Below are 26,517 nucleotides of genomic sequence, written 5' to 3' on the forward strand. Positions count from 1 at the left end.
TGTGATGACTGAGGTCATCGCTGCACGTGAACAAACTGGACGATGACTTCGAAGCCATCTTGTTTGCCCGTCGCTGGGGACATGAGCGTCATTGTCGCGTCGACGCCTTGGGCAATCGTCAGCGCGATAGCCAACCCAAGCCCCGAACCACTGGCACCACTGTCACCTCGCACGAAACGTTCGGTCAGGCGTTTCAATACCGGCTCAGGCACCACCGAACCGGCATTCACCACCCTCAGCAGCGCCTGACCCGAAAGGCTCACCTCAATGGGATGATCCGGCGCTCCATACTTCATCGCGTTCTCGATCAGGTTACGCAGAAGAATGGCAAAGGCGTCAGGATCAATCGCCGACAGCACACTACGCGCTGCGGGCAGAACCAAATGAATCCGCTGACTGGCCGCGTGATTGCACTCATCAACAACATGCGCAAGTAAGGGAATAAGGTCTTGCGGTGCTTCGGACAGAAGCCCGCCGCCTTCAGCCTTGGCCAGTTGCATCAGCTTTTCCGAGAGCCGCGCCAGTTCTTGAAGGGAGGCCTCAATCTTGGCTGCACGCACTTGAAGCGGGCCCTCAGGCGCCTCGCGGCGTAACCGCTGGATGTGCGCCAACGTCGCCGCCAACGGGGTGCGCAGCTCATGGGCACTGTTGGCGGTAAAGCTGCGTTCGGCCTCCAATGCCTTGCGCAGTCGCTCCATCAAATGATTGACCGCCTCGGCCAACGGGTCGATCTCTGCAGGCAATCGATCCACCTTGATGGGGGACAAGTCACCGACCCCGCGCGTCTCGATTGCTCTGCGGTAAGCCCGAACGCTACGCAGGCTGGCGTGCACGAACAACCAGGTGCCCAACAAGCTGATCGGAATCAGTGCCAACAACGGCAGGAGCAGCGCGAGTAACGCCTCCTGCGCTGCTTCGCGTCGATGGGCCAAAGGCTCGGCCATCTCGATAAAAACGCCTTCACGCAGAGCGCTGGCCCCGTACAAGCGGTACTTGGAAGTGATCGTAAAACCCTCCACCGGCAGCGGATTGAATATGCTCGGGTCGGCATCATGGGACTGCATAAGGATCTCGCCCTTGGCATCACGGACCAGGTACGTCAGGTATTCCTTGCGCACTTTGAGCGTCGCAATATGCTGAGACTGGCGGGGCTTATCACGGTTGCTGATCTCGAGCACGGCCAATGGCAGAAGCCGCTGTGCCGTCTCCTCCAGAGCGCTGTCGAAGGCCTCATTCAACTCGTGTTGCACCACCAGCCAGGCGCCTACGGTCGCTCCCAGCCAGAGCAGGGTCATGCCCAGGGTCAGCCCCAGGCCCAGGCGCTTTTGCAGACTGGAGGCCGGTTTCATACCGGCATCAACCGGTAACCCATTCCACGGACAGTCTCAATCATGTCGCGCCCCAGTTTCTTGCGCAGACGGCTGATATAAACCTCGATGGTGTTGCTTTCAATTTCGGCCCCAAACGCATACAGACGATCTTCCAACTGGGATTTGGAGAGCAACGCGCCAGGGCGCTGAATGAATGCTTCGAACAATGCCCACTCGCGAGCGGTCAGGTCCAGCGTAACGCCGGCGCGCAGCACCGTGCGGGCGTTCATGTCTATTTGCAGCTCTCCTACTTTGATGTGCGGGTTGGGATTACCGCTGTAACGCCGCGCCACCGCCGCCACTCGGGCAGACAACTCAAACAGATCAAAGGGTTTGACCAGATAGTCATCAGCGCCCGCATTCAAGCCCTCAATACGATCGGATATCTGATCTCGAGCCGTGAGAATGATCACGGGCGTAACGTTCCCTGCCCCGCGTTGCTTGCGCAAAAAATCCAGCCCGCGTCCGTCCGGCAGCATCAGGTCGAGCAAAATCAGGTCATAACGGGTCGTTCGCACACTGGCTTGAGCGTGATCAAGGCGCTGCACCCAGTCCACCGCGTGGCCGTCATCCGCGATTTGTTCACGCACCGCTTCGCCGAGCCCCACAGCGTCCTCAACCAACAAAACCCGCATGCCACATCTCCTTGATTGTTCGTCGTACGACACATTAGCGGGCAAACCTGACAAACGCCTGAATCACCATTCAGGTTGCTGTCAGCTTACAGGCGCAGGATCCAGCCACAACGCTTGAACGGGAAACCCACCATGAAAAAGATTACTGCTGCAGTGTGTCTCGCTGGTGCCATTGCGCTGCCAGCGTTGGCCCAGGCGCGCGAAGTCACCTTGACCACCCAGCTGAAAAATTACGACGGCAATGATGCATATCTGGCGTTTTATGTGACCGATGCCAACGGTAAATACCAAAAAACCCTTTGGGTGGCCGGCAAGAAGGCCAAGTACTACAAACATTTGTCCGACTGGGCGCGCGGCAGCGGCTTGAGTCCCAGCGAATTTGACGGGGTCAGCGGTGCCAGCGTTGGTAGCGGGCGCACCCTGAAAGTCAGCGTTGAACTGGCTGATACGTTGATTGACGCCGGTTATCAGATTCGCGTCGACAGCGCTGTCGAGAACAAACATGAGGCCCGCTCCGATATTGCCGTGCCATTGACCACCCAAGGTGCGGGAAAGCCTTCGACAGGCAGCGGTTACATCGAGTCCTTTACCTACAACCTGTGACATCGGCAACCCTTGGAGGCTGACCATGCTACGCCAGTTTCATTCACTGCCCGGCCTTGTCGCAGCCCTGCTGGTCATGCTGCTGGCGATCAGCGGCGCGATCCTGTCTGTGGACCCAGCCCTGGAGCGGTTGAACGCAACGGTACCTGCATCAGGCCAACTGAACGTTGCCGAGCTGGCCGGTCGAGTGGCGCGCCACTACCCGGGGGTCGATCACATCCAGCGAACCCCCTCCGGTTCAATCATCGTGTATTACACCCAGGACGGTCAGACCGGCGCCGAGCGCGTCGACCCACTGACCGGAGCAGGTCTTGCGACCTATGCACCTTCAGCCTTCTCGCGCTGGGTGAAAGACTTGCACAGGTCATTGCTGCTCGGCACGCAGGGGCATGCCGTGTCGGGAATCGGAGCCCTTTTCATACTGATACTGTCGATTTCAGGCGCGGCTCTGTTGGCAAAGCGCCTGGGCGGCTGGCGAAACCTGATGCGACCACTACGTGGGAGTTTTAATCAGCGCTGGCACGCTGAAGTCGGGCGTTTCGCGATTCTGGGTTTGCTGCTGTCCGCATTGACCGGGATGTATATGTCGGCAACCACCTTCAGCTTTATCTCGGACGGAATGGAACGCGAGCCTGCTTTTCCGACCATGATCAGCGGCGGCCCGGCAGCGCCAATTACGACTTTGCCGGCGCTCTTGGCGACCGATTTGAATGACCTGCGCGAGCTGGTCTACCCCAGTGTCGACAACCCGGACGATGCCTTCTCGCTGCATACCGCGCAGGGTGACGGTTATGTCGACCCGGCCAGTGGCGCGCTGTTGTCGTACTTGCCCCATGACCGCATGCGCAATGCTTACGAGTTCATCTACCAGCTGCATACCGGCGAAAGCTTCTGGTGGTTGGGCCTGCTCCTCGGCGTTTGCGCACTCAGCGTGCCGTTGATGAGCGTCACCGGTGCGCTGCTTTGGTGGCGCCGCCGCCGGTCAATGCCGAAAATCCGTCACAACAGTGGCGCGCAAAACGCCGACACCGTGATTCTGGTCGGGAGCGAAAGCAACAGCACCTGGGGGTTTGCCAAGACCTTGCATGAGGCCTTGAACCAGGCTGGCCGCCGAGTACATACCACGACCATGAACCAGCTCGCGACTGAGTATCGTGGCGCGCAGCGTCTGTTCATCCTGACGGCCACGACCGGTGACGGTGACGCGCCCTCCTCTGCCTCACAGTTCTTGAAGCGACTGGCGAATGTCCGCGTAAAACCTGATCCGGGTTTCGCTGTACTGGGGTTTGGCGACCGGCAGTTTCCGAAGTTTTGTCAGTTTGCCAAGGACACTCAGGCGGCGCTGCTGGCTTCAGGCTGGTCACAACTACTTGAGCTTGAAACCATCAATCGCCAGTCACCCCAGGAGTTCACACGCTGGGGCACCACCGTTGGCCGGTTGATGGGCCATGAGCTGACGCTCGTACACACCCCTCGTCTGCCCGATACCACGGCCTTGGCGTTGATGGAACGCATGGAGTACGGCGAGCAAGTGAACGCGCCAACCCATATTCTGCGCTTCAAAGTAGCCGCACCTGCCCGCGCAGCGGGCTGGCTCAAACGTGTGCGCAAGGGCAACCGCCTGCCCCATTTCGAAGCCGGAGATTTAGTTGGAATGCTGCCGCCCGGTTGCCGGGTGCCGCGGTTCTACTCACTGGCCAGCGGATCAGATGACGGCGTTTTAGAAATTTGTGTGCGCAAACATGAAAGCGGTGTGTGCTCCGGCTTCCTCCATGACTTGCCGGTGGGGGCTCGGGTTGAAGCCTTCATACAGCCCAACCCTGACTTTCGTCCCGCGTCTGGAAAAAAGCCGGTGATTCTCATCGGCGCTGGTACGGGAATCGGTCCTTTAACGGGTTTTATCCGCAACAACAAAGCCAGGCACCCGATGCATCTGTATTGGGGAGGACGTCACCCGGCGTCCGACTTCCTCTATGAGCCCGAACTCAATGGTTATTTGGCGGATCAACGTCTCACCCAGTTGCGAGCCGCGTTTTCCCAAGTGCACGAACGAAGCTATGTGCAGGACCGACTCATCGCCGACGCCTTGGCATTACGCCGATTGATTGAAAAAGGCGCCCAAGTGCTGGTGTGTGGAAGTCGCGAGATGGCCAAAGGCGTGATGAACGCCCTGGATGAAGTGCTGGCTCCGCTCAACTTGAGCGTACTGACACTCAAAGCACAAGGACGCTACCGTGAAGATGTCTACTGAGCCCCATGCGCCCTCATCCTTGCAGCGCTATAGCCTGAACGGGGAGACCATGGGCACCCGTTACAGCGCGTTGTTTTACGCCGAACCGCAGGTGGATGAGGCCGCCATAAACAAGAGCCTGTTTGCGGCTGTCGACAACGTGGATCAACAGATGTCGACGTGGAAGCCACAGTCCGCTCTCAACCGTCTTAACGCGGCGCCTGAACAGCAATGGCTGCCCGTGTCTGGCGAACTGGCCAACGTTCTGAGAACCGCTTTGCGTGTGGGCTGCCAGTCCAGTGGTGCGTTTGATATCGCCGTGGGTGATCTGGTCAATGCCTGGGGCTTTGGTCCCGGCGAACAGCAACCGACCCCGCAGCAGATCAGTACGTTACGTCGCCAGGTGCGGGCAACTGCCACTCAAGCACTGGAGATTGATCCGCTCCGCAACCTGGCCCGCAAACGCTCGGCGACCACGTTAGATCTTTCAGGCATCGCCAAAGGCTTCGCGGTGGATGAAATGGCACGCTGCCTTGACGGCTGGGGGATGACGAACTACCTGGTGGGGATCGATGGCGAAATGCGCGCACGAGGAGTCAAGCCGGATGGACAGCCTTGGGTCGTTGCCATTGAAAGACCCCGCCGTGGCGTTCGTGAGGTTATGGGAGTGATGGAGATCAGCGATGCGGCGATTGCCACCTCCGGGGACTATCGACACTGGATCGAGATTGCCGGTCAGCAATACTCCCACACGATGGACCCCACTCTCGGTGCGCCCCTGTCCAACCCACTCGCCGCAGTCACAGTGGTTGCCTCCACTTGCATGCTCGCCGATGCATGGGCCACCGCCCTCATGGTCCTGGGAGAAAAAGCCGGTCCTGAGCTGGCGCAAGAACGTGGCATGGACGCATTGTTTGTACTGCACGATGGCGAGCAGTTCAGAGAAATATCGATTGTCGCTGGACGCCTCCAGGCGCAGATTGAAGCACGCTGAAGCAACCGAACCACAGGGCAGGTTTTTAATCGGCATTGGCTCAACGACAGTGAGTAGATTTCAACGATGAAGTTCGTTCGCAGGCACGCTGAGTCCCATAAACATGACCGGATCGGTTGGCTTCGAGCCTCGGTATTGGGCGCCAACGACGGGATTGTCTCAACTGCCAGTCTTTTGATCGGAGTGGCCGCTGCCCATGCCACCCACAGCACGTTACTCGTCACGGGTATTGCCGGGCTGGTGGCGGGTACAATGTCGATGGCGGCGGGAGAATACGTCTCTGTGCACTCCCAGGCGGACACTGAACGGGCTGATCTTTTGCGCGAACAAGCCGAGCTTGAGACAGCGCCGCTTGCTGAGCATCGGGAGTTGGCGGCCATCTACATGGACCGCGGCGTTGAACCTGAGCTGGCCCGAAAAGTCGCAACGCAACTCATGGCCCACGATGCACTGGGATCGCATGCGCGCGACGAGCTGGGCATTTCTGATGCGCTAAGCGCAAAACCACTGCAAGCAGCCGTGTCTTCGGCGGCCAGTTTTATTGTCGGCGCAGCATTGCCGCTGGGCGTGACGATCCTTGCTCCCACTCAAAGCGTGATCCCGTGGATATCCGGCATGTCATTGGTATTTCTGGGAACATTAGGCGCTATTGCGGCCAAGGCCGGTGGCGCCGATCTGCTGATGGGGGCATGGCGGGTGACGCTATGGGGGGCGCTGGCCATGGCGACTACGGCGCTGGTGGGCACCTCATTCGGAGCAATTGTCTGACTCATTTATCCCGACAGGGTCTATTTGAATTGGAAGTCGCTCATGCACTCCCCCACTGCATGCGGATTCTTGAGCCTTAGAGTAATCGGGGAGTCGCCTCCCCTACATAACAGCTCAATCTTAGGGATTCAAGCCGATCCAGCCATGAATGCCCATGTATAGACCTACGCCGATAATGAGCACACTGGAGAAGTAAGGTGCACGTCGAGCGACGTTGCCCAGCCAAGGCCACCGATTGGATGCTTGTCGAGCCCCCACCGCAGCTGCGACGCCAACGGTGACCAAGGTAAGGGCCAATCCAATGCTGAAGCAAAGCACCAGAACAGCCCCTAACGCCACCTCTTTGACTTGCAGGCAAAGCAACAAGACAGTGATGGCCGCCGGGCAAGGAATCAAACCACCCGTCAGGCCGAACATAATGATCTGCCCTGTGCTTACCTCACGATTGGTGAAGCGCTTACGTATATCATTGGCATGCGCTCGTTCATGAGCGTCCTGGTACCCGTCTATTGAAAGCTCCAGCCCCTCTAACTCCGAGTGGTGGTGGTCATGGCCGTGCTCATGGAAGTCCAGATCATAGTCGTGGCTATGACTTGCGTGGCCAAGGCAAAGTCGGGCGGTGAATGCGTGAGGTTCAGGAATGACGTCCAGGGACTCCAGGTATTCGCCCTGATTTGCGAAGATAAACGTCTGAACCTGTCCAGTAGGGCGGGTAGTCAGCAGGCTCACGTCAGCCGCAGCCCAAGCATGACCACTCACTGTTTTCAGACGCCACTTCGGTGGCACACCCGTTTCGAAAATAGAGAGTTCTACTCTGCCGTGGCCGGTATCGATGCGTTTGGTTTCATCATCATGGCTATGGTGGTCATGCCCATGATGACCGTCGCCTTCTTCAAACTTCCACCTCTGCTCGCCACGCCATGTGCGCCAGAGCATCCAGAGCGCAATGGTGATAATGATTGCGGCTGAGGCGAGCTGGAAATAAGGCTCTGTGGTGGCCGCGTCCAGGTTCTGCCCCAGGTACATACCTCCCACTGCTACTAGCCACACCACTAAGGTATGCGAAAGCGTCGCCGCTAACCCCAACAGAACCGCCTGCTTCACCGAACCACGTACAGCCACGATAAACGCCGCCATCATCGTTTTGGAATGCCCAGGCTCAAGGCCATGCAAAGCGCCCAATAGAATCGCACTGGGGAAATACAGCCAAGCGTGCGCAGGCCCCTGCTGCAGAATTTCTGCGAAAGTCGACATGGATGTTCCTGGAGGTGTTTAGTCATTTGATTGGGTTGACGAGCCGCCGTCCCCTGCAATTTTCATGGATGCTGTGAGGGTGACGGCCATCTGGTCTTTCACTTAGGTAGATGTAGGGGTTGGCATTTGATACCGTCCCCTATACAGGCACGAAATATACTATACCCCAGTATACCAACATGAAAGTGAGCAAAATCCCATGGGCCATACAATTCACGGAAAAAAGAAGTTATTAGCACGCGTTCGCCGTATCAAAGGGCAAGCAGAAGCGTTGGAGAAAGCGCTGGAGAAAGAGACCGAGTGCGTGGCGGTGCTTCAACAAATTGCTGCGATCAGAGGAGCCGTGAACGGCTTAATGACAGAGGTGCTCGAAGGACATATCCGTGAACACCTTGGGCCAGAGGTCGTTTCTCCAGAAAGCAGAAAGGAAGATGTAGAGCAGGTGGTTGCTGCTTTGCGCTCCTACCTCAAATGAAGGCAAAAGCCTGAGCTCGATGGGCTGAGAGGTGCCGGCTCCCCTTTCGATAAAAACAGGCCACTTGAAGCCACTTGAAGCAATGCCTGTCAGTTAAGCGAACGCAGCCTCATGCAGGAGCAGCCGGTCGACGCTCGATTGCTCGCGAGGGTGGCAATAAAAAACGACCTTTTGCTCGGTACCGGCATGTGATTCATGCCTTCACTCAGCAAAAGGTCGTCTCGACGTTTTTCGTCAGCTCAGCGTGCATTCATACTGGTGAGCGGCCATGGAGTTTCCTGAACCATGCTCTGCTTTCGCGCCCACTGGGTCAGCGCCAGCATCATCGCGAACCCGAGCACAATCAACACCGGATAAGCCGTCAGCAACTCGAGAAGCGAATATTTCCACGCAAGGGGGCGCCCAACGCCCAGCATGGCGGCATACAACCAGGACACACCCGACAGCGCCCCGGAGAAAATAGCCAGCGTGCGTACGCCAAACTCGAGATCGAGCAACGACCCGGCTTTTTGCAGCGCAGGCAGCACGACACGATGCAGAAACATACCGTTATACGTCAGCAACAGGACAATGATAACTTTGGCCTGCAGTTTCGGATTCGCGAAATAGGTCATTCCCTTATCAAGATAATCGACGCCGATGACAGCAGCCCCGGTGATCCATAAAAATATTAATGCCATAACCACAGTCTTCTGAAGACTCGCCATATGAGCGTTATCATGCTCGCTCGAAACATGGCCCTTTAATAAATTATTGACCATCGCAACATCACTGGTAAATACCAGACCAATAGCCACACAACAGGCTACAAGATGAACATAGATCAACCCTAACCGAAAAAGCTCCATGGTTTCTTTCTGCCCCAAAAGGGTAGTGATTGTATTTAACGCCACGGTTATTTCCCCACTCAATAACAATAGAGCAAACTGATCATTCAACAGGCATGTGAACTACTTGCTCACACCCAATGTGACCCGCTTCCGTACAAACAAAACCAAATCAATGACTTGATACTATCCACAGTACCGACTCGCCCAGCGAGCCACTGATCAGCACATTCGCCCACTCCAATTTTCAGGTAAAAAAAAGCCCCATTTGCACTCAATGCACATGAGGTTGAACGTCCACTTCTTTTTACTACTGACACAGAACAGATCGTAGAGAACCTGCCTGCTGGAGAATAAGAGGCCTGTATTTCCTGTTCGTTCAGATGTTGAACAGAACGACCGACAGACGGTGGCAAATTGAGGCCATATTGACACTCGCGCTATGCCACCCGTTTTCGCTCTATTGCGCGTAGTAACTGGGCTGCTTGCCGGAGAACCAGTGGCTCACTGTTAGTTCTGCAAGAAATGAATTAACACGAGCACACCGCATGATAGCGACTGCATCGTATTTAAGTGTCATTCCTAATAACAGCACCTGCTTCGACTTATCCTTGTCGCTGTTATCCTTCACGTTGAATTGGGTCGCCCTAAAATACTGACCATCCAATGCGCTGACTCAGCAACTCCAGAGCGGCCATGCCGGCCAACGAATTACCGGCAGCATTGAGCTCCGGAGACCAGACGCAAACGGTAAATCGCCCCGGCACCACCGCCACGATGCCACCGCCCACACCACTCTTGCCCGGCAAACCGACGCGATAGGCGAAGTTACCGGCTTCGTCATAAAGACCGCTGGTGGCCATGATCGAGTTGACCTGCTGGGTTTGACGCGGGGTCAAAATTTGCGCGCCGCTGTGTTTGCAAAAACCATCGTTGGCCAGAAAGCAGAACGCGCGGGCCAGATCCACACAACTCATGCGCAGCGCGCAATGGCTGAAGTAGCTGCGCAGCACCGCTTCAACATCGTTGTGGAAGTTGCCGAACGATTGCATCAGGTAGGCCATGGCCGCGTTTCGCGCGCGGTGCTGGTATTCCGACTCAGCGACTTTCCCGTCAACCAGCACCTGCATGTTGCCGGACAGACGTCGGACGAAATCGCGCATCGACAATGCAGGTGCAGCAAAACGTGATTGATTGATATCGCAAATCACCAGCGCGCCCGCATTGATGAACGGGTTACGCGGGCGCCCGCGCTCGAACTCCAATTGCACCAGTGAGTTGAACGGCTGGCCAGAAGGCTCGTGGCCCAGGCGTTCCCAGATCGCTTCGCCGGAATGATCGATGGCCTGCACCAGGCTGAACACTTTCGAAATGCTCTGCACAGAGAACGGTGTTTGCGCATCGCCCGCGCAAAATAACTCGCCGTCATTGCCATAGACAGCAATGCCCAATTGTTCGGCGGGCACATTACCTAACGCCGGGATGTAATCAGCCACCTTGCCCTGACCGATCAGGGGGCGGACTGCATCAAGGATTTCGTTCAGCAGCGCTTGCATGCTCGGGTCCGTATTCACTCCCCGTGCGGCTGCGGGGATACTTTCGCTAGACGCCGGACGCCATCTACAAATCACAGTTTTGGTTTCAGATGTCTGTAATTGCAGTCTCTTCGCTTTGGCTCAAAAGCGGACTATCTTTGCCTACCGGTATTGGAAACGGCATTCAACATGATCGATAGCCAGATCAGCACCCATCTCGACGCCCTTTACCACTTGATGGCCGAGCAACCGTTCCTGATCCTCACCGGCGCGGGCATCAGCACGCCTTCCGGGATTCCCGACTACCGGGACAACGACGGCGTGCGTCGCGGCAAGGCGCCGATGATGTATCAGGAATTCCTCAGTGCACCGGCATCACGTCGGCGCTATTGGGCGCGTGCGATGCTCGGCTGGCCGCGGATCCGCCAGGCTCGGCCGAATGCCGCCCATGAGGCGCTGGCCACGTTGCAAACGAAGCACCACATCGCCGGGCTCATCACGCAAAACGTCGACACCTTGCATGATCAAGCGGGTAGCCAGGACGTGATCGAGTTGCACGGCAGCCTGCATAGAGTCGTTTGCCTGGATTGCGAACAACGCAGTGATCGCCATGGGATTCAGCTCGTCATGGAAGCGCAGAACCCTTATCTGGCGGGTGTCGATGCCGTCCAGGCGCCAGACGGGGATACCTTGCTGGACCCCGCATTCGAGGCGCGTTTTCAGGTACCCCGTTGCCCTCACTGCGACGGAGAACGATTAAAACCGGACGTGGTTTTTTTTGGCGAAAACGTCGCCCAGGCGACTGCCGCCAAGGCCATACGTTGTGTCGAACAGGCTGCGGGATTGCTGGTGGTGGGATCGTCGCTGATGGCTTACTCGGCCTTTCGATTGTGCCGCGCGATGGCTGAGCAAAACAAACCGCTGATTGCTATCAATCTGGGTAAAACCCGCGCCGACGATCTGCTGGATCTGAAAATCGAAGGCTCCTGCGAGCAGCTGTTGCCGCTGATCGCTGAACGCCTGATTCATAACGGCTCAAACCACACCTGAAAACCGCTCACCCAGCCGTTCATCCTGCAAGATGTCAAACAACGCCTGGGCCGCCGCCGATAACTCATGCCCCGGTTTGGTCAGCACGCCGATCGCCCTCATCACCGGATCGCGCAGGGTGATGCAGCGCGCGCCCAGCTCTTGCATCTGCCCGGCGCATAGCGCCGGCACCGCACTCACACCCAATCCACTGGCAACCATCCGCCCCACCGTCGCAAGCTGGTGACTCTCCAGTTCCACCGGGAGTTTCATATTGCGGGCCTGCAGGTGCTCCTCAAGCATGACGCGCACGGTCGAGGGCCTTTGCAAGGTAATGAACGGCAGTTTCAACAGGGATTCCCAGTCGGTCTCTGCGCAGTCGGCCAGCGGCGAGTCACTGGGGACCACGGCCACAAAGCGGTCGATGTATAGCGGTGTGAACGCCAGCGACGAACTCTGCTGCGGTTCGAAGGCAACCCCCAGTTCCACGTGACGATCGCGGACCATCTCCAGCACCTGCTCGTTGATCACGTCGTTCACCGTGACGTTGACGTTGGGGTAGCGCAAGCGGAAGGCTTTCAGAATCGACGGCAACAGATTACCGGCAAATGAAGGCATCGCCGCCAGAGTCACTCGACCCCGTTGCAGGGTAAACAGTTGGCGCAGTTCGTCCTCGGCATTGTCCCAGTCGGCAATCAATCGCCGAGCCAGCGGCAATAGCGCGTCACCTTCCGGGGTCAGTGCGACATTGCGCGTGGTGCGGCTGAACAGTCGGCCGCCCAGGCCTTCTTCCAGCGCCTTGATCGTCAGGCTGAGGGCCGACTGGGACAAATGCAGACGCTCGCAGGCCACGGCAAAACTGAGGCTTTGCGCCACGGCGAGAAATGCACGGATCTGCTTGACGGTCATCAGCGATGCCTCCGGGATTCGATTGTTTTATTTTATCTATCAATCAACCTTAAAAATCAACTTAACAAATAAATTATCCAGAGCAACACTCTGGCGCATACGGCTAGCCAGCCGCCAACAAACAATAAAAGAGGATGGTGCATATGGCAGGTTTCGATAAGCGCGTGGCTTCCTACGAGGAAGCGTTGGCCGGTCTGGAAGACGGCATGACCGTGATCTCCGGCGGCTTTGGTCTGTGCGGTATTCCGGAAAACCTGATCGCCGAGATCAAGCGCAAAGGCACTCGTGATCTCACCGTGGTGTCGAACAACTGCGGCGTCGACGGCTTTGGCCTCGGTGTGCTGCTGGAAGACCGGCAGATCCGCAAAGTGGTCGCCTCTTATGTCGGCGAAAACGCCCTGTTCGAGAAGCAACTGCTCAGTGGTGAAATCGAAGTCGAACTGACCCCACAGGGCACTCTGGCCGAGAAAATGCGCGCTGGCGGCGCCGGCATCCCGGCGTTCTTTACCGCCACCGGCTACGGCACACCGGTTGCCGACGGTAAGGAAACCCGCGAATTCAAGGGCCGTCCGTACCTGATGGAAGAGTCCATCACCGGCGACTTCGCTATCGTCAAAGGCTGGAAAGCTGACCACTTCGGTAACGTGATTTATCGCCACACCGCACAAAACTTCAATCCACTGGCCGCCACCGCCGGCAAGATCACCGTGGTCGAAGTCGAAGAAATCGTTGAACCGGGCGAGCTGGACCCAACGCAGATCCACACCCCTGGCATCTACGTGGACCGGGTCATTTGCGGCACCTTCGAGAAGCGCATCGAACAGCGCACCGTGCGCTCCTGATCCCCTTCCCTTCCAGCCCGAAGCTCTTGATAACAGAGCATGGAGAAAAACAATGGCTCTTACCCGCGAACAAATGGCTCAGCGCGTCGCCCGCGAAATGCAAGACGGCTTCTACGTGAACCTTGGCATCGGCATTCCGACCCTGGTCGCCAACTACATCCCTGAAGGCATGGAAGTCATGCTGCAATCGGAAAACGGCTTGCTCGGCATGGGCGCCTTCCCGCGCGAAAATGAAGTCGACGCCGACATGATCAACGCCGGCAAACAGACCGTTACCGCCCGCATCGGCGCGTCGATTTTCTCGTCCGCCGAGTCCTTCGCGATGATTCGCGGCGGCCATATCGACCTCACCGTGCTCGGCGCTTTTGAAGTCGACGTGCAAGGCAACATCGCCTCCTGGATGATCCCCGGCAAGATGGTCAAGGGCATGGGCGGCGCGATGGATCTGGTAGCCGGTGCCGAGAACATCATCGTCACCATGACCCACGCCTCCAAAGACGGTGAGTCAAAACTGCTGCCGCGTTGCAGCCTGCCGCTGACCGGTGCCGGTTGCATCAAACGTGTACTGACCGACCTGGCCTATCTGGAAATCCGTGACGGCGCGTTCATCCTCAAGGAACGCGCGCCCGGCGTCAGCGTCGAGGAAATCGTCAGTAAGACTGCCGGCAAGCTGATCGTGCCTGAGCACGTTCCAGAAATGCAGTTCAGCGCTTAATGAGGAGTGATCCTATGCAAGAAGTCGTCATTGTCGCCGCAACCCGCACTGCCATCGGCAGCTTTCAGGGTTCGCTGGCCAACATTCCCGCGCCGGAACTTGGCGCGGCGGTAATCCGTCGTCTGCTGGAGCAGACTGGCTTGAACCCCAGCGAAGTGGATGAAGTCATCCTCGGTCAGGTGCTCACCGCAGGTTCAGGCCAGAACCCGGCACGCCAGGCCTCGATCCTCGCCGGCCTGCCCCACGCCGTACCCGCGATGACCCTGAACAAAGTCTGCGGCTCGGGCTTGAAAGCCCTGCACCTGGGCGCCCAGGCGATCCGTTGCGGCGATGCGCAAGTGATCATCGCCGGCGGCATGGAAAACATGAGCCTGGCACCCTACGTCGTGCCGGCTGCCCGCACCGGCCTGCGCATGGGCCACGCTAAAATGATCGACAGCATGATCAGCGATGGCCTGTGGGATGCGTTCAACGATTACCATATGGGCATCACCGCCGAGAATCTGGTTGACCAATACAACCTCAGCCGTGAAGAGCAGGATGCGTTCGCCGCAGCCTCGCAGCAGAAAGCCACCGCGGCCATAGAAGCCGGTCGCTTTGCCGACGAGATCACTCCAATCCTGATCCCACAACGCAAAGGCGATCCACTGTCCTTCGCGGTCGACGAGCAACCTCGCGCCGAGACCACAGCAGCCTCGCTGGCCAAACTCAAACCGGCGTTCAAAAAGGACGGCAGCGTCACCGCCGGCAACTCCTCCAGCCTCAATGACGGTGCGGCAGCCGTCCTGCTGATGAGCGCCGACAAAGCCAAAGCACTGGGCTTGCCAGTGCTCGCCCGGATCGCCAGTTACGCCAATGCCGGTGTCGACCCGGCCATCATGGGCATCGCCCCGGTGTCGGCAACACGCCGCTGCCTGGAAAAGGCCGGCTGGAGCCTCGGCGAGCTGGACCTGATCGAAGCCAACGAAGCCTTCGCCGCCCAGTCACTGGCGGTCGGCAAAGAGCTGGAGTGGGACGCAAGCAAGGTCAACGTCAATGGCGGCGCGATTGCCCTCGGTCACCCGATCGGCGCTTCGGGATGCCGGGTGCTGGTGTCTCTGCTGCACGAAATGATCAAACGAGACGCCAAAAAAGGCCTCGCCACGTTGTGCATTGGTGGCGGTCAGGGTGTAGCGCTAGCGATCGAGCGAGCGTAAGTCCGCAAGCGTTCAACAGGTAAAGTCGGTATCCACGAAATCCGGCTTTGCCTGGCAACAAACCCGGCGCGATTTCGGTCGCGCCGGGCCTTATCCCCTCCCCCCTGTTCCAGGGGCATGTTCCGCCTTCGCTTACGCGCTCTCGATCATATCGAAGCCGCCAAAGATCATCCGTTGACCGTCGAAGAGTCGATCAAGCCGACCGTCGGCCATTTCCGGCCAATCAGAACAGGACTTGATAACTATGCTGATCAAGCGGCTGACGCATAGGGGCCGCATCGCAACCCACTGGACGCGCATTGGGAGATGAGACATGAAAATCGTGGTCATCGGCGGCACCGGTCTGATCGGGAGCAAACTCTGCAAGAACCTGCAAGATCTGGGACATGAAGCCTTGGCTGCGGCGCCCAGTACCGGCGTCAACACCATCACCGGTGAAGGGCTGCAGAATGCTTTACAAGGCGCCGACGTTGTCGTTGACGTGGCGAACTCGCCGTCATTCGACGACGCTGCCGTTCTCCAGTTCTTCGAAACGTCCACACGCAACCTCCTCGCGGCCGAGGCGGTCGCCGGACTCAAGCACCATGTCGCCCTGTCAGTCGTGGGCACCGAGCGGATGCTCGCAAGTGGTTACTTCCGGGCCAAAATGGCTCAGGAAAAACTTATCAAGGAGTCAGGCATTCCTTACACCCTCCTGCGGGCGACGCAGTTCTTCGAGTTCATCGACGCCATTTCGCACTCAGGCATTCAGGAAGGCGAGACCATCCGTTTGACCTCCGCTACTGTGCAACCGATTGCCTCGACCGATGTCGCGGCGGCACTGACGAAAATAGCCGTGCAACCACCCAGCAATCGGACCCTGGAAGTGGCCGGGCCTGAGCGTTGGCCGCTGGTCGAATTCGTGAGGTTGTTCCTGCAACACAGCAACGATTCGCGTAAAGCCGTCTCAGACGATACCGTTCCGTACTTCGGCGCGCCGATAAACGACCAATCGCTTACGCCGGGGAGCAACCCCATCATCGGCCCGACTCGCTTCGAAACCTGGCTCAAGAGCACCTAGCCCCAATCCTGACAAGCCAACGGCGCGGTATCTACACACTCATGATCATTCCCACGCTCCCGCGTGGGAATGCAGCCCGTGACGCTCTGCGTCACATCAAGAGCGGACGCAGAGCGTCCAGTGAGGCATTCCTTTGCTGCGCGTGGGAACGATCAATAAGCCAACGGCGTGGGCACCTGCAACCGGACTCGTCATTGTCCGTCCGCCCACCCCGGCTGGCGCTCAAACTCCTCGAAAAGTTCAAAAATGGTCGCCTTGACCTTTTGCACAGCATTGCTCTGCACGGCCGTGTCGGGCCAGCATAGAGATAGCTCACGCGTGAACAGCCGATGATCGATCCTGGCCAGCTTGAGCTTATGCTGATCAAGTTCAACATGAGCCGCCGCCCACGGCAGGATCGTGACACCCAGCTTTGCCAGAACGGCTGCGAACAACAAGTCCGTGGAGTTGGCTTCGAACTCAACCTCGCAGTGCAGACCGGCCTCCTGCAGTGCCGACTCGACTCGACTGCGAATCGTGTTCGGTGCACAGGGCAGAACCAGCGGCATCTTCGCCAAAGCGTCGATCGTCACGGGCTCATCCGGTATCGAAAACTGGGGCCACGCAACCAGATACAGCGTTTCGGTCAGCAGCCGCTGCGAGGCCACTCCACGGGTTTCGAGCGCATCGACAATCACAGCGAGAGCAACCCGCCCGACAGTGATCAGGCCTCCCAGGTCGGCGCTCGGTGCATCGATCAATTCCAGTTTGATACCCGGATAGCGACTGCGGATCGTGCGAGCGAGCGGAATCGCCAACATACGAGCAGTGCTCGACGGCATGCCGACCGATACCTTTCCCTGCGGGAATTCGGCGTCCTGACGCAGCAGTTCCCGAGTGCCGTCGGCCTGGCGCAGCAGCTCGATGGCATGCCGGTACAGCGTCTGGCCAGCCGCGGTGGGCACCACGCCCTGCACGCTGCGCTCGAGCAATTGCATGTCCATATCCCGTTCCAGATTGCGCATCTGTTGGCTGATCGCGGGCTGCGCGATATGCAGCGCTTCACTGGCGCGGGTGATATTGCCGCACTCAACCACCTTGATGAAATACCGCAACTGGCGCAGGTCCATGCGTACCTCCAAGCCATATAACTTTCCGATTGAATTAGAGGAATATCATATTTGAAGCTTATGAGATACGACGCCTAGACTCGTCTCACAACAAACGAAGCGCTAACGGCCGCAACAGCCACGCAGCGCTTCTATAGGCCTGATCAAGGTCAATGGGAGATCTTAATGTCTAGAGCATTAACAGCATCAGCAACGAGCGTGAAACCCATCAAAACGCCCCTGACCCGCGAGCAGATCCGCGGCTTCTGGACCGTCTACCTCGGATGGGTGCTGGATGGCGTGGATTCGGTGATCTTCGCCCTGGTTTTGATTCCTGCCATGACCGAGTTGCTCCCCAACTCGGGCATTACCCCAACCCCTGCCAATATCGCTATGTACGGTTCTGTCTTGTTTGGGCTGTTTCTGATCGGTTGGGGTCTGTCGTTTATCTGGGGGCCACTCGCCGATCGCTTTGGCCGGGTGAAGATGCTGGCAGCCAGCATTCTGGTCTACTCACTCTTTACCGGGGCAGCGGCGTTCTCGGAAAATATTTGGCAGTTGGCGGCGTTTCGGCTGATTGCCGGGATCGGCGTCGGCGGCGAGTGGGCACTGGCCGGCACCTACGTGGCCGAGAGCTGGCCGGAGGACCGGCGCAAGATGGGCGCGGGATACCTGCAAACGGGCTACTACTTCGGCTTTTTTATTGCTGCGTTGCTGAACTACACCGTCGGTGCAACCTATGGCTGGCGCGTCATGTTTCTGTGCGGCCTCGCGCCGGCAGCGGTGGCGATCTACACCGTGTTGAAGGTGAAAGAACCTGCCCAGACTCGCAAGGCGGCGCAGCACGTCGAACACTCCCACTCCCACTCCCCAACCGCATCCGCACACACGTCGTGGTGGGAAATCTTTGCACCGGCCTTTCGCCGACGCACGCTGACCAGCTCTGCCCTGGTCGGAGTCGCCATCGTCGGGTTGTGGGCCGGCTCGGTTTACGAAGCGACTGCCGTCGTGACACTGGCGACACGCGCCGGTATCGATCACGTCGGGGCGGTGCACCTGGCGTCGATTGGCGCGGCCGTGCTGTCGCTCAGTACCATCCTGGGCTGCCTCGTGGCGCCATGGCTGGCCGAACGACTGGGGCGACGGGTTGCGCTGGGCATCTACTTCGCCGGCATGGCCACGTCGATCGTCTTCGCGTTCGGCTGGGTGTTCTACATGGACAACGGCCTCAATCTGTTCATGGTGTCGTTGGTGTTCCTCGGCTTCTTCGGCGGTAACTTCGCGATTTTCTCACTCTGGCTGCCGGAGCAGTATCCGACCCGGATCCGCGCCACGGCGTTCGCCTTCAATGCCTCGGTCGGCCGCTTCATCGGCGCGGGCGTCAACTTCCTGCTGGCCGCCGCGATCCACTGGCACGGTTCACTGGGTACCCCCATCGCCTGGACTGCCGCAGCCTTCGTGATCGGCATTCTGATCCTGCCGTTTGCCGCTGAAACCCGTGATCAGCCGTTGCCGCAATAGCGCGTACCTGAAACAGCACCGTTCAAACATTCACTGGAGAATCGTATGCAAGCTTTGCAAGGCGTGAAGATCGTCGACCTGAGCCGTGCGCTGTCGGGGCCGTTCTGCACCATGGTGCTGGCGGACCTCGGCGCCGATGTGATCAAGATCGAGCCCGGCCCGACCGGCGACATGAGTCGGACCTGGGGCCCGTTCGACCGGGGCGTGAGCACCTACTATCTATCGTGCAATCGCAATAAACGCGGCATGTGCATCGACTTCCGCAATCCCCAAGGGTTGGCCACGATCCAGCGACTGATCGATGATGCCGACGTCGTGATCGAGAACTTCAAACCCGGCACCCTCGAAAGCATGGGGCTCAGCTATGACGTACTCAGCGCGCGCAATCCGCGGCTGGTCATGGGCAGCATCAACGCCTTTGGCGCCGACGGGCCGATGAGCAGCTGGCCAGGTTTCGACCAGATCGCCCAGGGCTACTCGGGGCTGATGAGCCTGACGGGTTTCGTCGATGGCGACCCGACCCGCACCGGCACGGCCATCGGCGACCTGACCTCGGGCATGTGGCTGGTGACGGCGGTATTGGCCGCCCTGCTGGAGCGCGAACGCACCGGGCACGGCCAGCACGTCAGCACGTCATTGCTGGCCAGCCTGGTCGGGTTGTTAAGTGTGCACGGTCAACGCTACCTCAGCCTGGGCGATGTCCCCCGCCGCACGGGCAACGCCCATTCAGTCATTGCGCCTTACGGCGTGTTCCAGACGCAGGACGGCCCGCTCAATCTGGCGCCGATCACCTCGGCCATGTGGGGACGTTTATGCGTGCTGCTCGATTTACCCACGCTACCGGACGACCCGCGCTTCGCGACCAATGAAGCCCGGGTCGCGCGGCGTGACGAATTGAAAGTCATCCTGGAAAGCCGTTTAAAAACCCGCAGCAAACGAGCGTGGACCGAACTGTTCATCGAGGCAGGCTTGCCCGCCGGCCCGATCAACACACTCGACGAAGTGTTCGACGACCCGCAGGTGCTGCATAGCCAACTGACCAAGACACTCATGCACCCGACACTCGGCGCACTGCGTCAGGTAGTGACCCCTGTGTTCAGCGCCACAGACGCAGCAGAACCTGCGCCTGGTGTCAGCCAGCGACCACCGCCTCTCCTGGGAGAACACACCCTCGAAGTACTGCGCGAAGCAGGTTTCGACGCTGCGTCGATCAACGCACTGCTGGCCGCGAAGGCCGTGTACCAGGACACAAACGATTCGCCAGCAATGGCTTCCGGACAATCAACAGGAACAGCACAATGACCCCGACGCAAACCTCTTCCGCCATCGTGACCGTTAACATTGTCGAGGAGCGAATCGGGCGGTTGGTCTTCAGCAACCCCACCCACCGCAACGCCCTCAGCGCACAACTGCTGATGGCCCTCGACGAAAGCCTCGCTGCACTGGCGTCACAACGCATCCCGGTGGTGATACTAGGCAGCGAAGTGGGCCAGCCCGTCTGGAGCGCCGGCCATGACATCCGCGAACTGCAACATGACCGCGACCCCATTGCCTATGGCAAGCCACTCGAACAGGTGTTGCGCCGCATCCGCGCCTACCCCGGCGTGGTGATTGCCATGGTCTCCGGCTCGGTGTGGGGAGGCGCGGTCGACCTGGTAATGAGTTGCGATATGGTCGTCGCGGATCGCAGCGCGAGCTTTGCGATGACTCCGGCAAACATCGGCTTGCCTTACACAACGAGTGGGCTGCTGCGCTTCTTCAACAACCTGCCGATTCACGTGTTGAAGGAAATGTTTTTCTGCGCGCAGAAGCTCGATGCAGAACGCGCAGAACACTTCGGTGTGGTGAACAGGCTGGTCGACGGCGATGCGCTGGAGGCAACTGCGCTTGAACTGGCACGCACGATTGCCGGCAAAGCGCCGCTGGCCATTGCGGCGGTCAAGGAGCAGTTGCGCATCCTCGAAGACCTGCAACCGATGCCCGTCCAGGCGATGGAACAGATCGCAGAACTGCGTCGACAGGCGTGTGAGAGCAGCGACTTTGATGAGGGGCTGGCGGCATTTGCAGAGCGTAGGCCAGCGGTGTTTTGCGGTAGGTAGGACACTCTTCAGCCTATACCCCGGTCGCCCTCGAGTTCGAATTCAGCTTGCAGCATCGCAACGAAAGCATCGCGTGCGGGGTGGTGCGTGGAATGCTCGTGCCAATAGAACAGGTTATCGATAGCCGTGAGCTCCGCAAATTCATAGCCGGCCCAACCAGCGCCCCGCCCGTATTGCGCCACACAGGGAGGCGTTGGTTTTCAGAAACACCGAATATGACGCTTCTACTCTTGGCAACCTCCCTGGAGCCCCCCAACCTGAGCGATCAGGTCGAGGTGGCCCACTTCAAGACCAGGTCCAACGCTCGCGTCACCTGAGGTCGAAGCGGTCAAGGTTCATCATCTTGGTCCAGGCTGCCACGAAGTCTTTCACGAACTTCTCCTGCGCGTCGGCGCTTGCATAGACTTCGGCCAAGGCCCGCAGCTGCGCATTCGAGCCAAAGACGAGATCGACACGAGTGCCTGTCCATTTGAGGTCGCCGGTTTTGCGATCGCGTCCTTCAAACTCTTCATTGACGTCCGAGACCGGCTTCCATTCCACGCCCATGTCGAGCAGGTTGGTGAAGAAGTCGTTGGTCAACGCCTCCGGCCGCTTCGTGAAGACCCCGTGCGGGGTTTGTCCGACGTTGGTGTTCAACACGCGCAGGCCGCCAATGAGCACCGTCATTTCTGGCGCGGTGAGTGTCAGCAGTTGCGCCTTGTCGATCAGTAATGCCTCGGCCGGTACGCGGTATCGGGTCTTGAGGTAGTTACGGAAGCCATCGGCGATGGGTTCGAGAAACCCGAAAGATTCCACATCCGTCTGTTCCTGGGTCGTGTCCATCCGCCCTGGTGTGAAAGGCACCGTGACGGTATGACCGGCATTTTTCGCCGCCTGTTCGACGCCAGCGCTACCGGCCAGCACGATCAGATCCGCCAGCGATATTTTCTTGCCGCCAGCCTGCGCGCTGTTGAACTCGCTCTGGATTTTCTCGAGGGTCGCCAGCACCTTCGCCAGTTGCTCGGGCTGGTTGGCCGGCCAGTCCTTCTGCGGGGCCAGGCGCAGGCGCCCACCGTTGGCGCCACCACGCTTGTCGGAGCCTCGGAAGGTGGAAGCCGCCGCCCAAGCAGTTGATACAAGCTGCGAGACTGTCAGGCCACAGGACTGGAGCTTGCCCTTGAGTGCGGCGATGTCGCTGTCGTTGACCAGGGCATGGTCGACCGCCGGGATGGGGTCTTGCCACAGGAGTTCTTCGTTCGGCATTTCCGGACCGAGGTAGCGCGAGAGCGGCCCCATATCGCGGTGGATCAGCTTGAACCAGGCGCGGGCGAACGCGTCGGACAACTGATCGGGATTCGCCAGGAAGCGCCGTGAAATCGGTTCATAGATCGGGTCGAATCGCAGGGACAGGTCCGTGGTCAGCATGGTCGGATTACGCCGCTTGGACGGGTCGTGAGCATCTGGAATGATGCCGGCGCCAGCGCCGTTTTTCGGCGTCCACTGGTTAGCACCCGCCGGGCTCTTGGTCAGTTCCCACTCGAAGCCGAACAGGTTCTCCAGGTAATTGTTGCTCCACTTCGTGGGTGTCGTGGTCCAGGTCACTTCCAGGCCGCTGGTGATCGTGTCGCCGCCTTTACCGGTGCCGAAGGTGCTTTTCCAGCCCAGGCCCTGTTCTTCGAGGCCGGCGGCTTCGGGCTCGGCCCCCACATTGGACGCAGGCCCGGCGCCGTGGGTCTTGCCGAAGGCGTGGCCGCCGGCGATCAGTGCCACGGTTTCTTCGTCATTCATCGCCATGCGAGCGAAGGTTTCGCGGATATCCACTGCAGCAGCGACCGGGTCCGGGTTGCCCTCCGGACCTTCCGGGTTGACGTAAATCAGGCCCATTTGCACCGCGGCGAGCGGTTTCTCCAGGTTGCGTCCGCCCTCGGTACGGCTCTCCTCATTTTCCCCCGGCTCAGCAACGAGTGGGCCTTCTCCGGGTTCTTGCATGGCTTCTTTGTCTTTACCATAGCGGGTGTCGCCTCCCAGCCACTTGTTTTCGGAACCCCAGTAGACGTCCTCATCCGGTCCCCAGACGTCCGGACGACCTCCGGAAAAACCAAAGGTCTTGAAGCCCATGGACTCCAGCGCGACGTTGCCGGTGAGGACGATCAGATCAGCCCAGGAGATGCTACGACCATACTTTTGCTTGATCGGCCAAAGCAGTCGGCGCGCCTTGTCGAGGCTGACGTTATCCGGCCAACTGTTGAGCGGCGCGAAGCGTTGCTGACCGGAGCCGGCACCACCCCGCCCGTCACCGGTGCGGTACGTGCCTGCGGCGTGCCAGGCCATGCGAATAAAGAACGGCCCATAGTGACCGAAGTCCGCTGGCCACCAGTCTTGCGAATCGGTCATCAGCGCATGCAGGTCTTGCTTGAGCGCCTCAAAGTCCAGGCTTTTGAACGCTTTGGTGTAGTTGAAGCCCTCGTCCATGGGATCGGACAGGGACGAGTGCTGGTGCAGGATCTTCAGATTGAGTTGGTTCGGCCACCAGTCGCGGTTCGTCGTACCACCGCCAGCGGCGGCGTGATTGAACGGGCATTTCGATTCAGTTGCCATGTGTGAGCTACCTTTGGTCGTATTCATCCGGCTATTCGGCCCGGTGTGGGCGCGCAATAGCGACGAGCGAAATCAATGACATAAGCTGCAGGGCCAACAGTTCGATCAATTGATCGTCGTGGTCACACGGGAAATCCGGACAGCGGCAATCGAGTTGCCAGCACGGTGGCCCACGGCAAGCCTAGTACGCTTCTGACTTATTCGTATCTCTTTCAGGTCTCAACCGGCCAGCTTACGCCAGCACTCCATTAAGGTTAGACCCCTGTAAAGAAGTCAGCTAATAGGTGGAGTGTTCGGTCTTGATAGGCCTAGTCTTTTACCTGACACCTAAGGATGGAATAGAGCTGTTACGTGACGTACACCTGCACGGGAGAGGACCAGACCATGAATAAGCGCCCGCGCCGCACGGCCATCCACGAAGCTGGCCACGCCCTGGCCTTTTGGTGGAATGATCAGCACATAGAGCGCGTCATCGTGCGCACCAAGACAGAAGCCTTCACCGGTCCAATGATTGATCTGCGCGGCAACCCGCAAAACGTAGAGGGATTGGTAGAGGCTGATTACTGTGTCCAGCACCCATCCTTCGATGCCCCCGGGATTGCTGAATACCTGCCCTCTATGGTCGAGTCTATTGAGCGCGACCTTCTCCATTGCTTCGCCGGCCCCGTGGCCGAAGCCGTCTACAGGCACAGCAAATCTGACAAATTCATCAGCGGCAGCGGTTGGGGTGACCGGCGCCGAGGTAACGAATTGATAAGTTTGCTGCCCGCCCGAAAGCTACTCGACGCCGAATCCCAGGCAATCGCCCGGTCCAGCTGTCTGGTGCGTCGTTACTGGCCCGCTGTCACCGCTGTGGCGGATCTTCTACAAGAGCACGGCACGGTTAACGGGGAAGCTATAACAGCGCTGCTGTGCGAAATCACCGGGGAGTCACCTACGCGGCTCACTAATGACCTGGCATCCCTCGACACGCGACGCAACAAGCGGTGGACTGCAGCCCACGCCAAGCTACTTTTTAGCAAGGCCCAGCAATCGTCTGACCGAACTGACGGTGACGGTCCATCAGCTCAATCCTGAAAAAACAAAGGGTGCCTCCAAGCGCCCCCATGCCATTGTCAGTCATCAAACGGTGGCGCCCTGCCCTCGGTTCCCGACCGGGAGCGCGGCGCCTGCAAAGTTGCCATTATCATTTGTCGTCCATCTTCGTTGACGATGGTGGCCGACGCTCAGTGCTCTCTTCCGCGTTGGGCGCTTCTGGAAAACTCCCTGGCGTGAACACGTGGGTCTGCAAGTCGCTGGCATCGACTTCGGTGACACCATGAACCGAACGAGCCAGACCAATGGCTTGGTCACACTGCCTATGGGTGTTAACGCGGCCGCTCAACACCACCCTGCCCGCATAGGTTTTGACATTGATATGCAGGCCAAGGGTTGGTTCGGAAAATGCCAGGGCCGACTTCACCCTGGTGGTAATCCATGCGTCATGAACGGCTGTTTCCAGATCATGAGAGTAATGCTGGAAGGAATGAAGTTTCATGGCTGAACCCTCTCTCGTGTAATCAGATGTACTGTCCGTCCCATTTGCTGTGCTGCCCTTTGCCTGTCAGGCGAGCGTTATGGATAGCTGATTCGTTTGGGAGTGCTCGCCACTCAAACATGGGCACACATTAATTATAGTGCGGCCATTGCCTGCGGTCAGAGCGCTGGCCTCGGTGCTTAACCTCTGGCTAAAGGGATTTGCCTTGTAGAGGCTCTAGCGCCGCAATTGTGTTTAAAATGCCGCCCTTTCAAATTGCCGACCCTGCCCGATGAATCCTGACGCGCTGTCCACCCTGCATCACCATTTGCTGACGGCCCTGGCGGCTGCTCCCGAAGAAACCCGTCGCCTGTTTCACGGCCGGGGCCGATGCTGGCCGGGTCTGGAGCAACTCACTGTCGACTGGATGCAGGGTGTGGTTCTGGTCTCGCTGTTCAAGGAGCCTGAGCAGGCGCAGCTGGAGGCCTTGAAGCGGCTACTGATGGAGATTACCGAGTCGCCTGCGTGGCAAGCATCCAACGCTCATACGTTACTGCTGCAACACCGGTATCTGCCGCAAAGCTCTACTGAATGGCTGCTGGGGGAAGCGATTGAAGAATGGACGCTCACCGAGGGCGGCCTGCGCTATCGGGTGGACCTGGGCAAGAAACAGAATAATGGCCTGTTTCTCGACATGCGCTACGGCCGCGATTGGGTGCGGGCCAATGCCCACGGCAAACGTGTCTTGAATTTGTTCGCCTATACCTGCGGGTTTTCGGTTGCCGCCATCGAGGGCGGTGCGGATCACGTGGTCAATCTGGACATGTCCCGCGCGGCCCTGAGCCGTGGGCGCGACAATCACAGGCTCAACGGACACGACCTGAGCAAAGTGAGCTTTCTCGGTCACGACCTGTTCAAGTCCTGGGGCAAGGTGATAAGCAGCGGACCGTACGATCTGGTCATCATCGACCCGCCTTCTTTTCAGAAAGGCAGTTTTCTGCTGACCAAAGACTACCAGCGCGTGTTGCGCCGCCTGCCGGAGCTGCTGAGCAGCCATGGCACCGTACTGGCCTGCATGAACGACCCGGCCATAGGCTCGGACTTTCTCATCGACGGCGTAACCCGCGAAGCCCCGAGCCTGCACTTCGAACAACGCCTGGAAAACCCGCCGGAATTTGCCGACGCCGACGCTGAATGCGGCTTGAAGGCGCTGGTATTCAGACAGGGTGATAGACCGCTGATTGCTGGCCCCACTGAAAAAGCTGGCGCCTGAC

The 26,517-nt window shown here is 58.8% G+C and carries 24 protein-coding genes and 1 pseudogene; 15 read left to right on the plus strand and 10 right to left on the minus strand.

From position 1 onward, the window contains the following. Nucleotides 1-14: 14 nt before the first annotated feature. Together ACN1C3_RS08735 and ACN1C3_RS08740 are read right to left on the minus strand one after the other, a co-directional pair. Nucleotides 15-1,349: a sensor histidine kinase gene (locus ACN1C3_RS08735; RefSeq protein WP_419115409.1), complete on the minus strand. Its 1,335-nt coding sequence runs from the start codon at nucleotides 1,347-1,349 to the stop codon at nucleotides 15-17. After that, on the minus strand, nucleotides 1,346-2,005 hold the full coding sequence (locus ACN1C3_RS08740) for a response regulator (protein WP_419115410.1): 660 nt from the start codon (nucleotides 2,003-2,005) through the stop codon (nucleotides 1,346-1,348). Before ACN1C3_RS08740 ends, ACN1C3_RS08735 begins: the two co-directional genes overlap by 4 nt. Before the next feature lie 132 nt (nucleotides 2,006-2,137). On the opposite strand from ACN1C3_RS08740, the gene ACN1C3_RS08745 reads away from it, so the two are divergent. The 4 genes from ACN1C3_RS08745 (at nucleotide 2,138) to ACN1C3_RS08760 (ending at nucleotide 6,600) form a co-directional block, all read left to right on the plus strand. Beyond that, nucleotides 2,138-2,608, plus strand: coding sequence for a DUF2271 domain-containing protein (locus ACN1C3_RS08745; protein ID WP_419115411.1), 471 nt, complete (start codon nucleotides 2,138-2,140; stop codon nucleotides 2,606-2,608). 25 nt (nucleotides 2,609-2,633) lie between these two features. After that, nucleotides 2,634-4,859 (plus strand): PepSY domain-containing protein, encoded by a 2,226-nt coding sequence (locus ACN1C3_RS08750; protein ID WP_419115412.1) that lies wholly within the window; start codon nucleotides 2,634-2,636, stop codon nucleotides 4,857-4,859. After that, nucleotides 4,849-5,832 carry an FAD:protein FMN transferase gene (locus ACN1C3_RS08755; protein WP_419115559.1) on the plus strand — a complete coding sequence of 328 codons (984 nt, stop codon included), beginning with the start codon at nucleotides 4,849-4,851 and terminating at the stop codon, nucleotides 5,830-5,832. The genes ACN1C3_RS08750 and ACN1C3_RS08755 overlap by 11 nt, the downstream gene beginning before the upstream one ends. Nucleotides 5,833-5,898: 66 nt before the next feature. Next, nucleotides 5,899-6,600, plus strand: coding sequence for a VIT1/CCC1 transporter family protein (locus tag ACN1C3_RS08760; RefSeq protein WP_419115413.1), 702 nt, complete (start codon nucleotides 5,899-5,901; stop codon nucleotides 6,598-6,600). Nucleotides 6,601-6,720: 120 nt separating this feature from the next. Here ACN1C3_RS08760 and ACN1C3_RS08765 read toward each other — a convergent pair whose 3' ends face one another. After that, nucleotides 6,721-7,854: a nickel/cobalt efflux transporter gene (locus ACN1C3_RS08765; RefSeq protein ID WP_419115414.1), complete on the minus strand. Its 1,134-nt coding sequence runs from the start codon at nucleotides 7,852-7,854 to the stop codon at nucleotides 6,721-6,723. Between the two features lie 199 nt (nucleotides 7,855-8,053). On the opposite strand from ACN1C3_RS08765, the gene ACN1C3_RS08770 reads away from it, so the two are divergent. Next, complete coding sequence (locus ACN1C3_RS08770) at nucleotides 8,054-8,329, plus strand: metal/formaldehyde-sensitive transcriptional repressor (protein ID WP_419115415.1); 276 nt, start codon at nucleotides 8,054-8,056, stop codon at nucleotides 8,327-8,329. A gap of 239 nt (nucleotides 8,330-8,568) precedes the next feature. Here ACN1C3_RS08770 and ACN1C3_RS08775 read toward each other — a convergent pair whose 3' ends face one another. Then, entirely contained in the window at nucleotides 8,569-9,177 is a 609-nt protein-coding gene (locus ACN1C3_RS08775) for a hypothetical protein (protein ID WP_419115560.1), read from the minus strand. 626 nt (nucleotides 9,178-9,803) lie between these two features. Next, nucleotides 9,804-10,712: a glutaminase B gene (glsB, locus tag ACN1C3_RS08780; RefSeq protein WP_419115416.1), complete on the minus strand. Its 909-nt coding sequence runs from the start codon at nucleotides 10,710-10,712 to the stop codon at nucleotides 9,804-9,806. A gap of 168 nt (nucleotides 10,713-10,880) precedes the next feature. Here glsB and ACN1C3_RS08785 point away from each other — a divergent pair, with 168 nt between their 5' ends. Further along, nucleotides 10,881-11,741 (plus strand): NAD-dependent protein deacetylase, encoded by an 861-nt coding sequence (locus tag ACN1C3_RS08785; protein WP_419115417.1) that lies wholly within the window; start codon nucleotides 10,881-10,883, stop codon nucleotides 11,739-11,741. Here the strand turns inward: ACN1C3_RS08785 and ACN1C3_RS08790 are convergent. Beyond that, nucleotides 11,727-12,629 carry a LysR substrate-binding domain-containing protein gene (locus ACN1C3_RS08790; protein WP_419115418.1) on the minus strand — a complete coding sequence of 301 codons (903 nt, stop codon included), beginning with the start codon at nucleotides 12,627-12,629 and terminating at the stop codon, nucleotides 11,727-11,729. The genes ACN1C3_RS08785 and ACN1C3_RS08790 overlap by 15 nt on opposite strands. A gap of 143 nt (nucleotides 12,630-12,772) precedes the next feature. On the opposite strand from ACN1C3_RS08790, the gene ACN1C3_RS08795 reads away from it, so the two are divergent. The 4 genes from ACN1C3_RS08795 to ACN1C3_RS08810 all read left to right on the plus strand — a co-directional run bounded on the left by ACN1C3_RS08795 (nucleotide 12,773) and on the right by ACN1C3_RS08810 (nucleotide 16,442). Then, on the plus strand, nucleotides 12,773-13,471 hold the full coding sequence (locus ACN1C3_RS08795; RefSeq protein ID WP_419115419.1) for a CoA transferase subunit A: 699 nt from the start codon (nucleotides 12,773-12,775) through the stop codon (nucleotides 13,469-13,471). Between the two features lie 52 nt (nucleotides 13,472-13,523). Then, nucleotides 13,524-14,186, plus strand: a complete 663-nt coding sequence (locus ACN1C3_RS08800; protein WP_419115420.1) for a CoA transferase subunit B — start codon at nucleotides 13,524-13,526, stop codon at nucleotides 14,184-14,186. 14 nt (nucleotides 14,187-14,200) lie between these two features. Continuing rightward, on the plus strand, nucleotides 14,201-15,382 hold the full coding sequence (locus ACN1C3_RS08805) for an acetyl-CoA C-acetyltransferase (protein ID WP_419115421.1): 1,182 nt from the start codon (nucleotides 14,201-14,203) through the stop codon (nucleotides 15,380-15,382). A 313-nt stretch (nucleotides 15,383-15,695) separates the two neighbouring features. Next, nucleotides 15,696-16,442 (plus strand): SDR family oxidoreductase, encoded by a 747-nt coding sequence (locus ACN1C3_RS08810; protein ID WP_419115422.1) that lies wholly within the window; start codon nucleotides 15,696-15,698, stop codon nucleotides 16,440-16,442. A gap of 191 nt (nucleotides 16,443-16,633) precedes the next feature. Here ACN1C3_RS08810 and ACN1C3_RS08815 read toward each other — a convergent pair whose 3' ends face one another. Continuing rightward, a complete protein-coding gene (locus ACN1C3_RS08815; protein ID WP_419115423.1) occupies nucleotides 16,634-17,551 on the minus strand; it encodes a LysR substrate-binding domain-containing protein in 918 nt (305 codons plus the stop codon). A 198-nt stretch (nucleotides 17,552-17,749) separates the two neighbouring features. Between ACN1C3_RS08815 and ACN1C3_RS08820 the strand changes: the two genes are divergently transcribed. The 3 genes from ACN1C3_RS08820 to scpB are packed head-to-tail and all read left to right on the plus strand — an operon-like array spanning nucleotide 17,750 to nucleotide 21,150. After that, complete coding sequence (locus ACN1C3_RS08820) at nucleotides 17,750-19,051, plus strand: MFS transporter (protein ID WP_419115424.1); 1,302 nt, start codon at nucleotides 17,750-17,752, stop codon at nucleotides 19,049-19,051. A gap of 45 nt (nucleotides 19,052-19,096) precedes the next feature. Continuing rightward, a complete protein-coding gene (locus ACN1C3_RS08825; RefSeq protein WP_419115425.1) occupies nucleotides 19,097-20,353 on the plus strand; it encodes a CaiB/BaiF CoA transferase family protein in 1,257 nt (418 codons plus the stop codon). Beyond that, complete coding sequence (gene scpB / locus ACN1C3_RS08830) at nucleotides 20,350-21,150, plus strand: methylmalonyl-CoA decarboxylase (RefSeq protein ID WP_419115426.1); 801 nt, start codon at nucleotides 20,350-20,352, stop codon at nucleotides 21,148-21,150. The genes ACN1C3_RS08825 and scpB overlap by 4 nt, the downstream gene beginning before the upstream one ends. 8 nt (nucleotides 21,151-21,158) lie before the next feature. Here the strand turns inward: scpB and ACN1C3_RS08835 are convergent. Together ACN1C3_RS08835 and katG are read right to left on the minus strand one after the other, a co-directional pair. Next, nucleotides 21,159-21,326, minus strand: a pseudogene (locus ACN1C3_RS08835) (LysR family transcriptional regulator); the annotation flags it as partial. Between the two features lie 133 nt (nucleotides 21,327-21,459). Further along, on the minus strand, nucleotides 21,460-23,754 hold the full coding sequence (gene katG, locus ACN1C3_RS08840) for a catalase/peroxidase HPI (protein ID WP_419115427.1): 2,295 nt from the start codon (nucleotides 23,752-23,754) through the stop codon (nucleotides 21,460-21,462). Between the two features lie 357 nt (nucleotides 23,755-24,111). Between katG and ACN1C3_RS08845 the strand changes: the two genes are divergently transcribed. Continuing rightward, nucleotides 24,112-24,804, plus strand: a complete 693-nt coding sequence (locus ACN1C3_RS08845) for a hypothetical protein (protein WP_419115428.1) — start codon at nucleotides 24,112-24,114, stop codon at nucleotides 24,802-24,804. Nucleotides 24,805-24,913: 109 nt separating this feature from the next. On the opposite strand, the gene ACN1C3_RS08850 is transcribed toward ACN1C3_RS08845, so the two are convergent. Continuing rightward, entirely contained in the window at nucleotides 24,914-25,264 is a 351-nt protein-coding gene (locus ACN1C3_RS08850; protein ID WP_419115429.1) for a BON domain-containing protein, read from the minus strand. A gap of 271 nt (nucleotides 25,265-25,535) precedes the next feature. Here ACN1C3_RS08850 and ACN1C3_RS08855 point away from each other — a divergent pair, with 271 nt between their 5' ends. Then, nucleotides 25,536-26,516 (plus strand): class I SAM-dependent methyltransferase, encoded by a 981-nt coding sequence (locus ACN1C3_RS08855; RefSeq protein ID WP_419115430.1) that lies wholly within the window; start codon nucleotides 25,536-25,538, stop codon nucleotides 26,514-26,516. The last annotated feature ends 1 nt before the right edge of the window (nucleotide 26,517 follow it).

Origin of the sequence: Pseudomonas sp. H11T01 (assembly GCF_048515765.1) — a bacterium.
Classification (GTDB): Bacteria; Pseudomonadota; Gammaproteobacteria; order Pseudomonadales; family Pseudomonadaceae; genus Aquipseudomonas.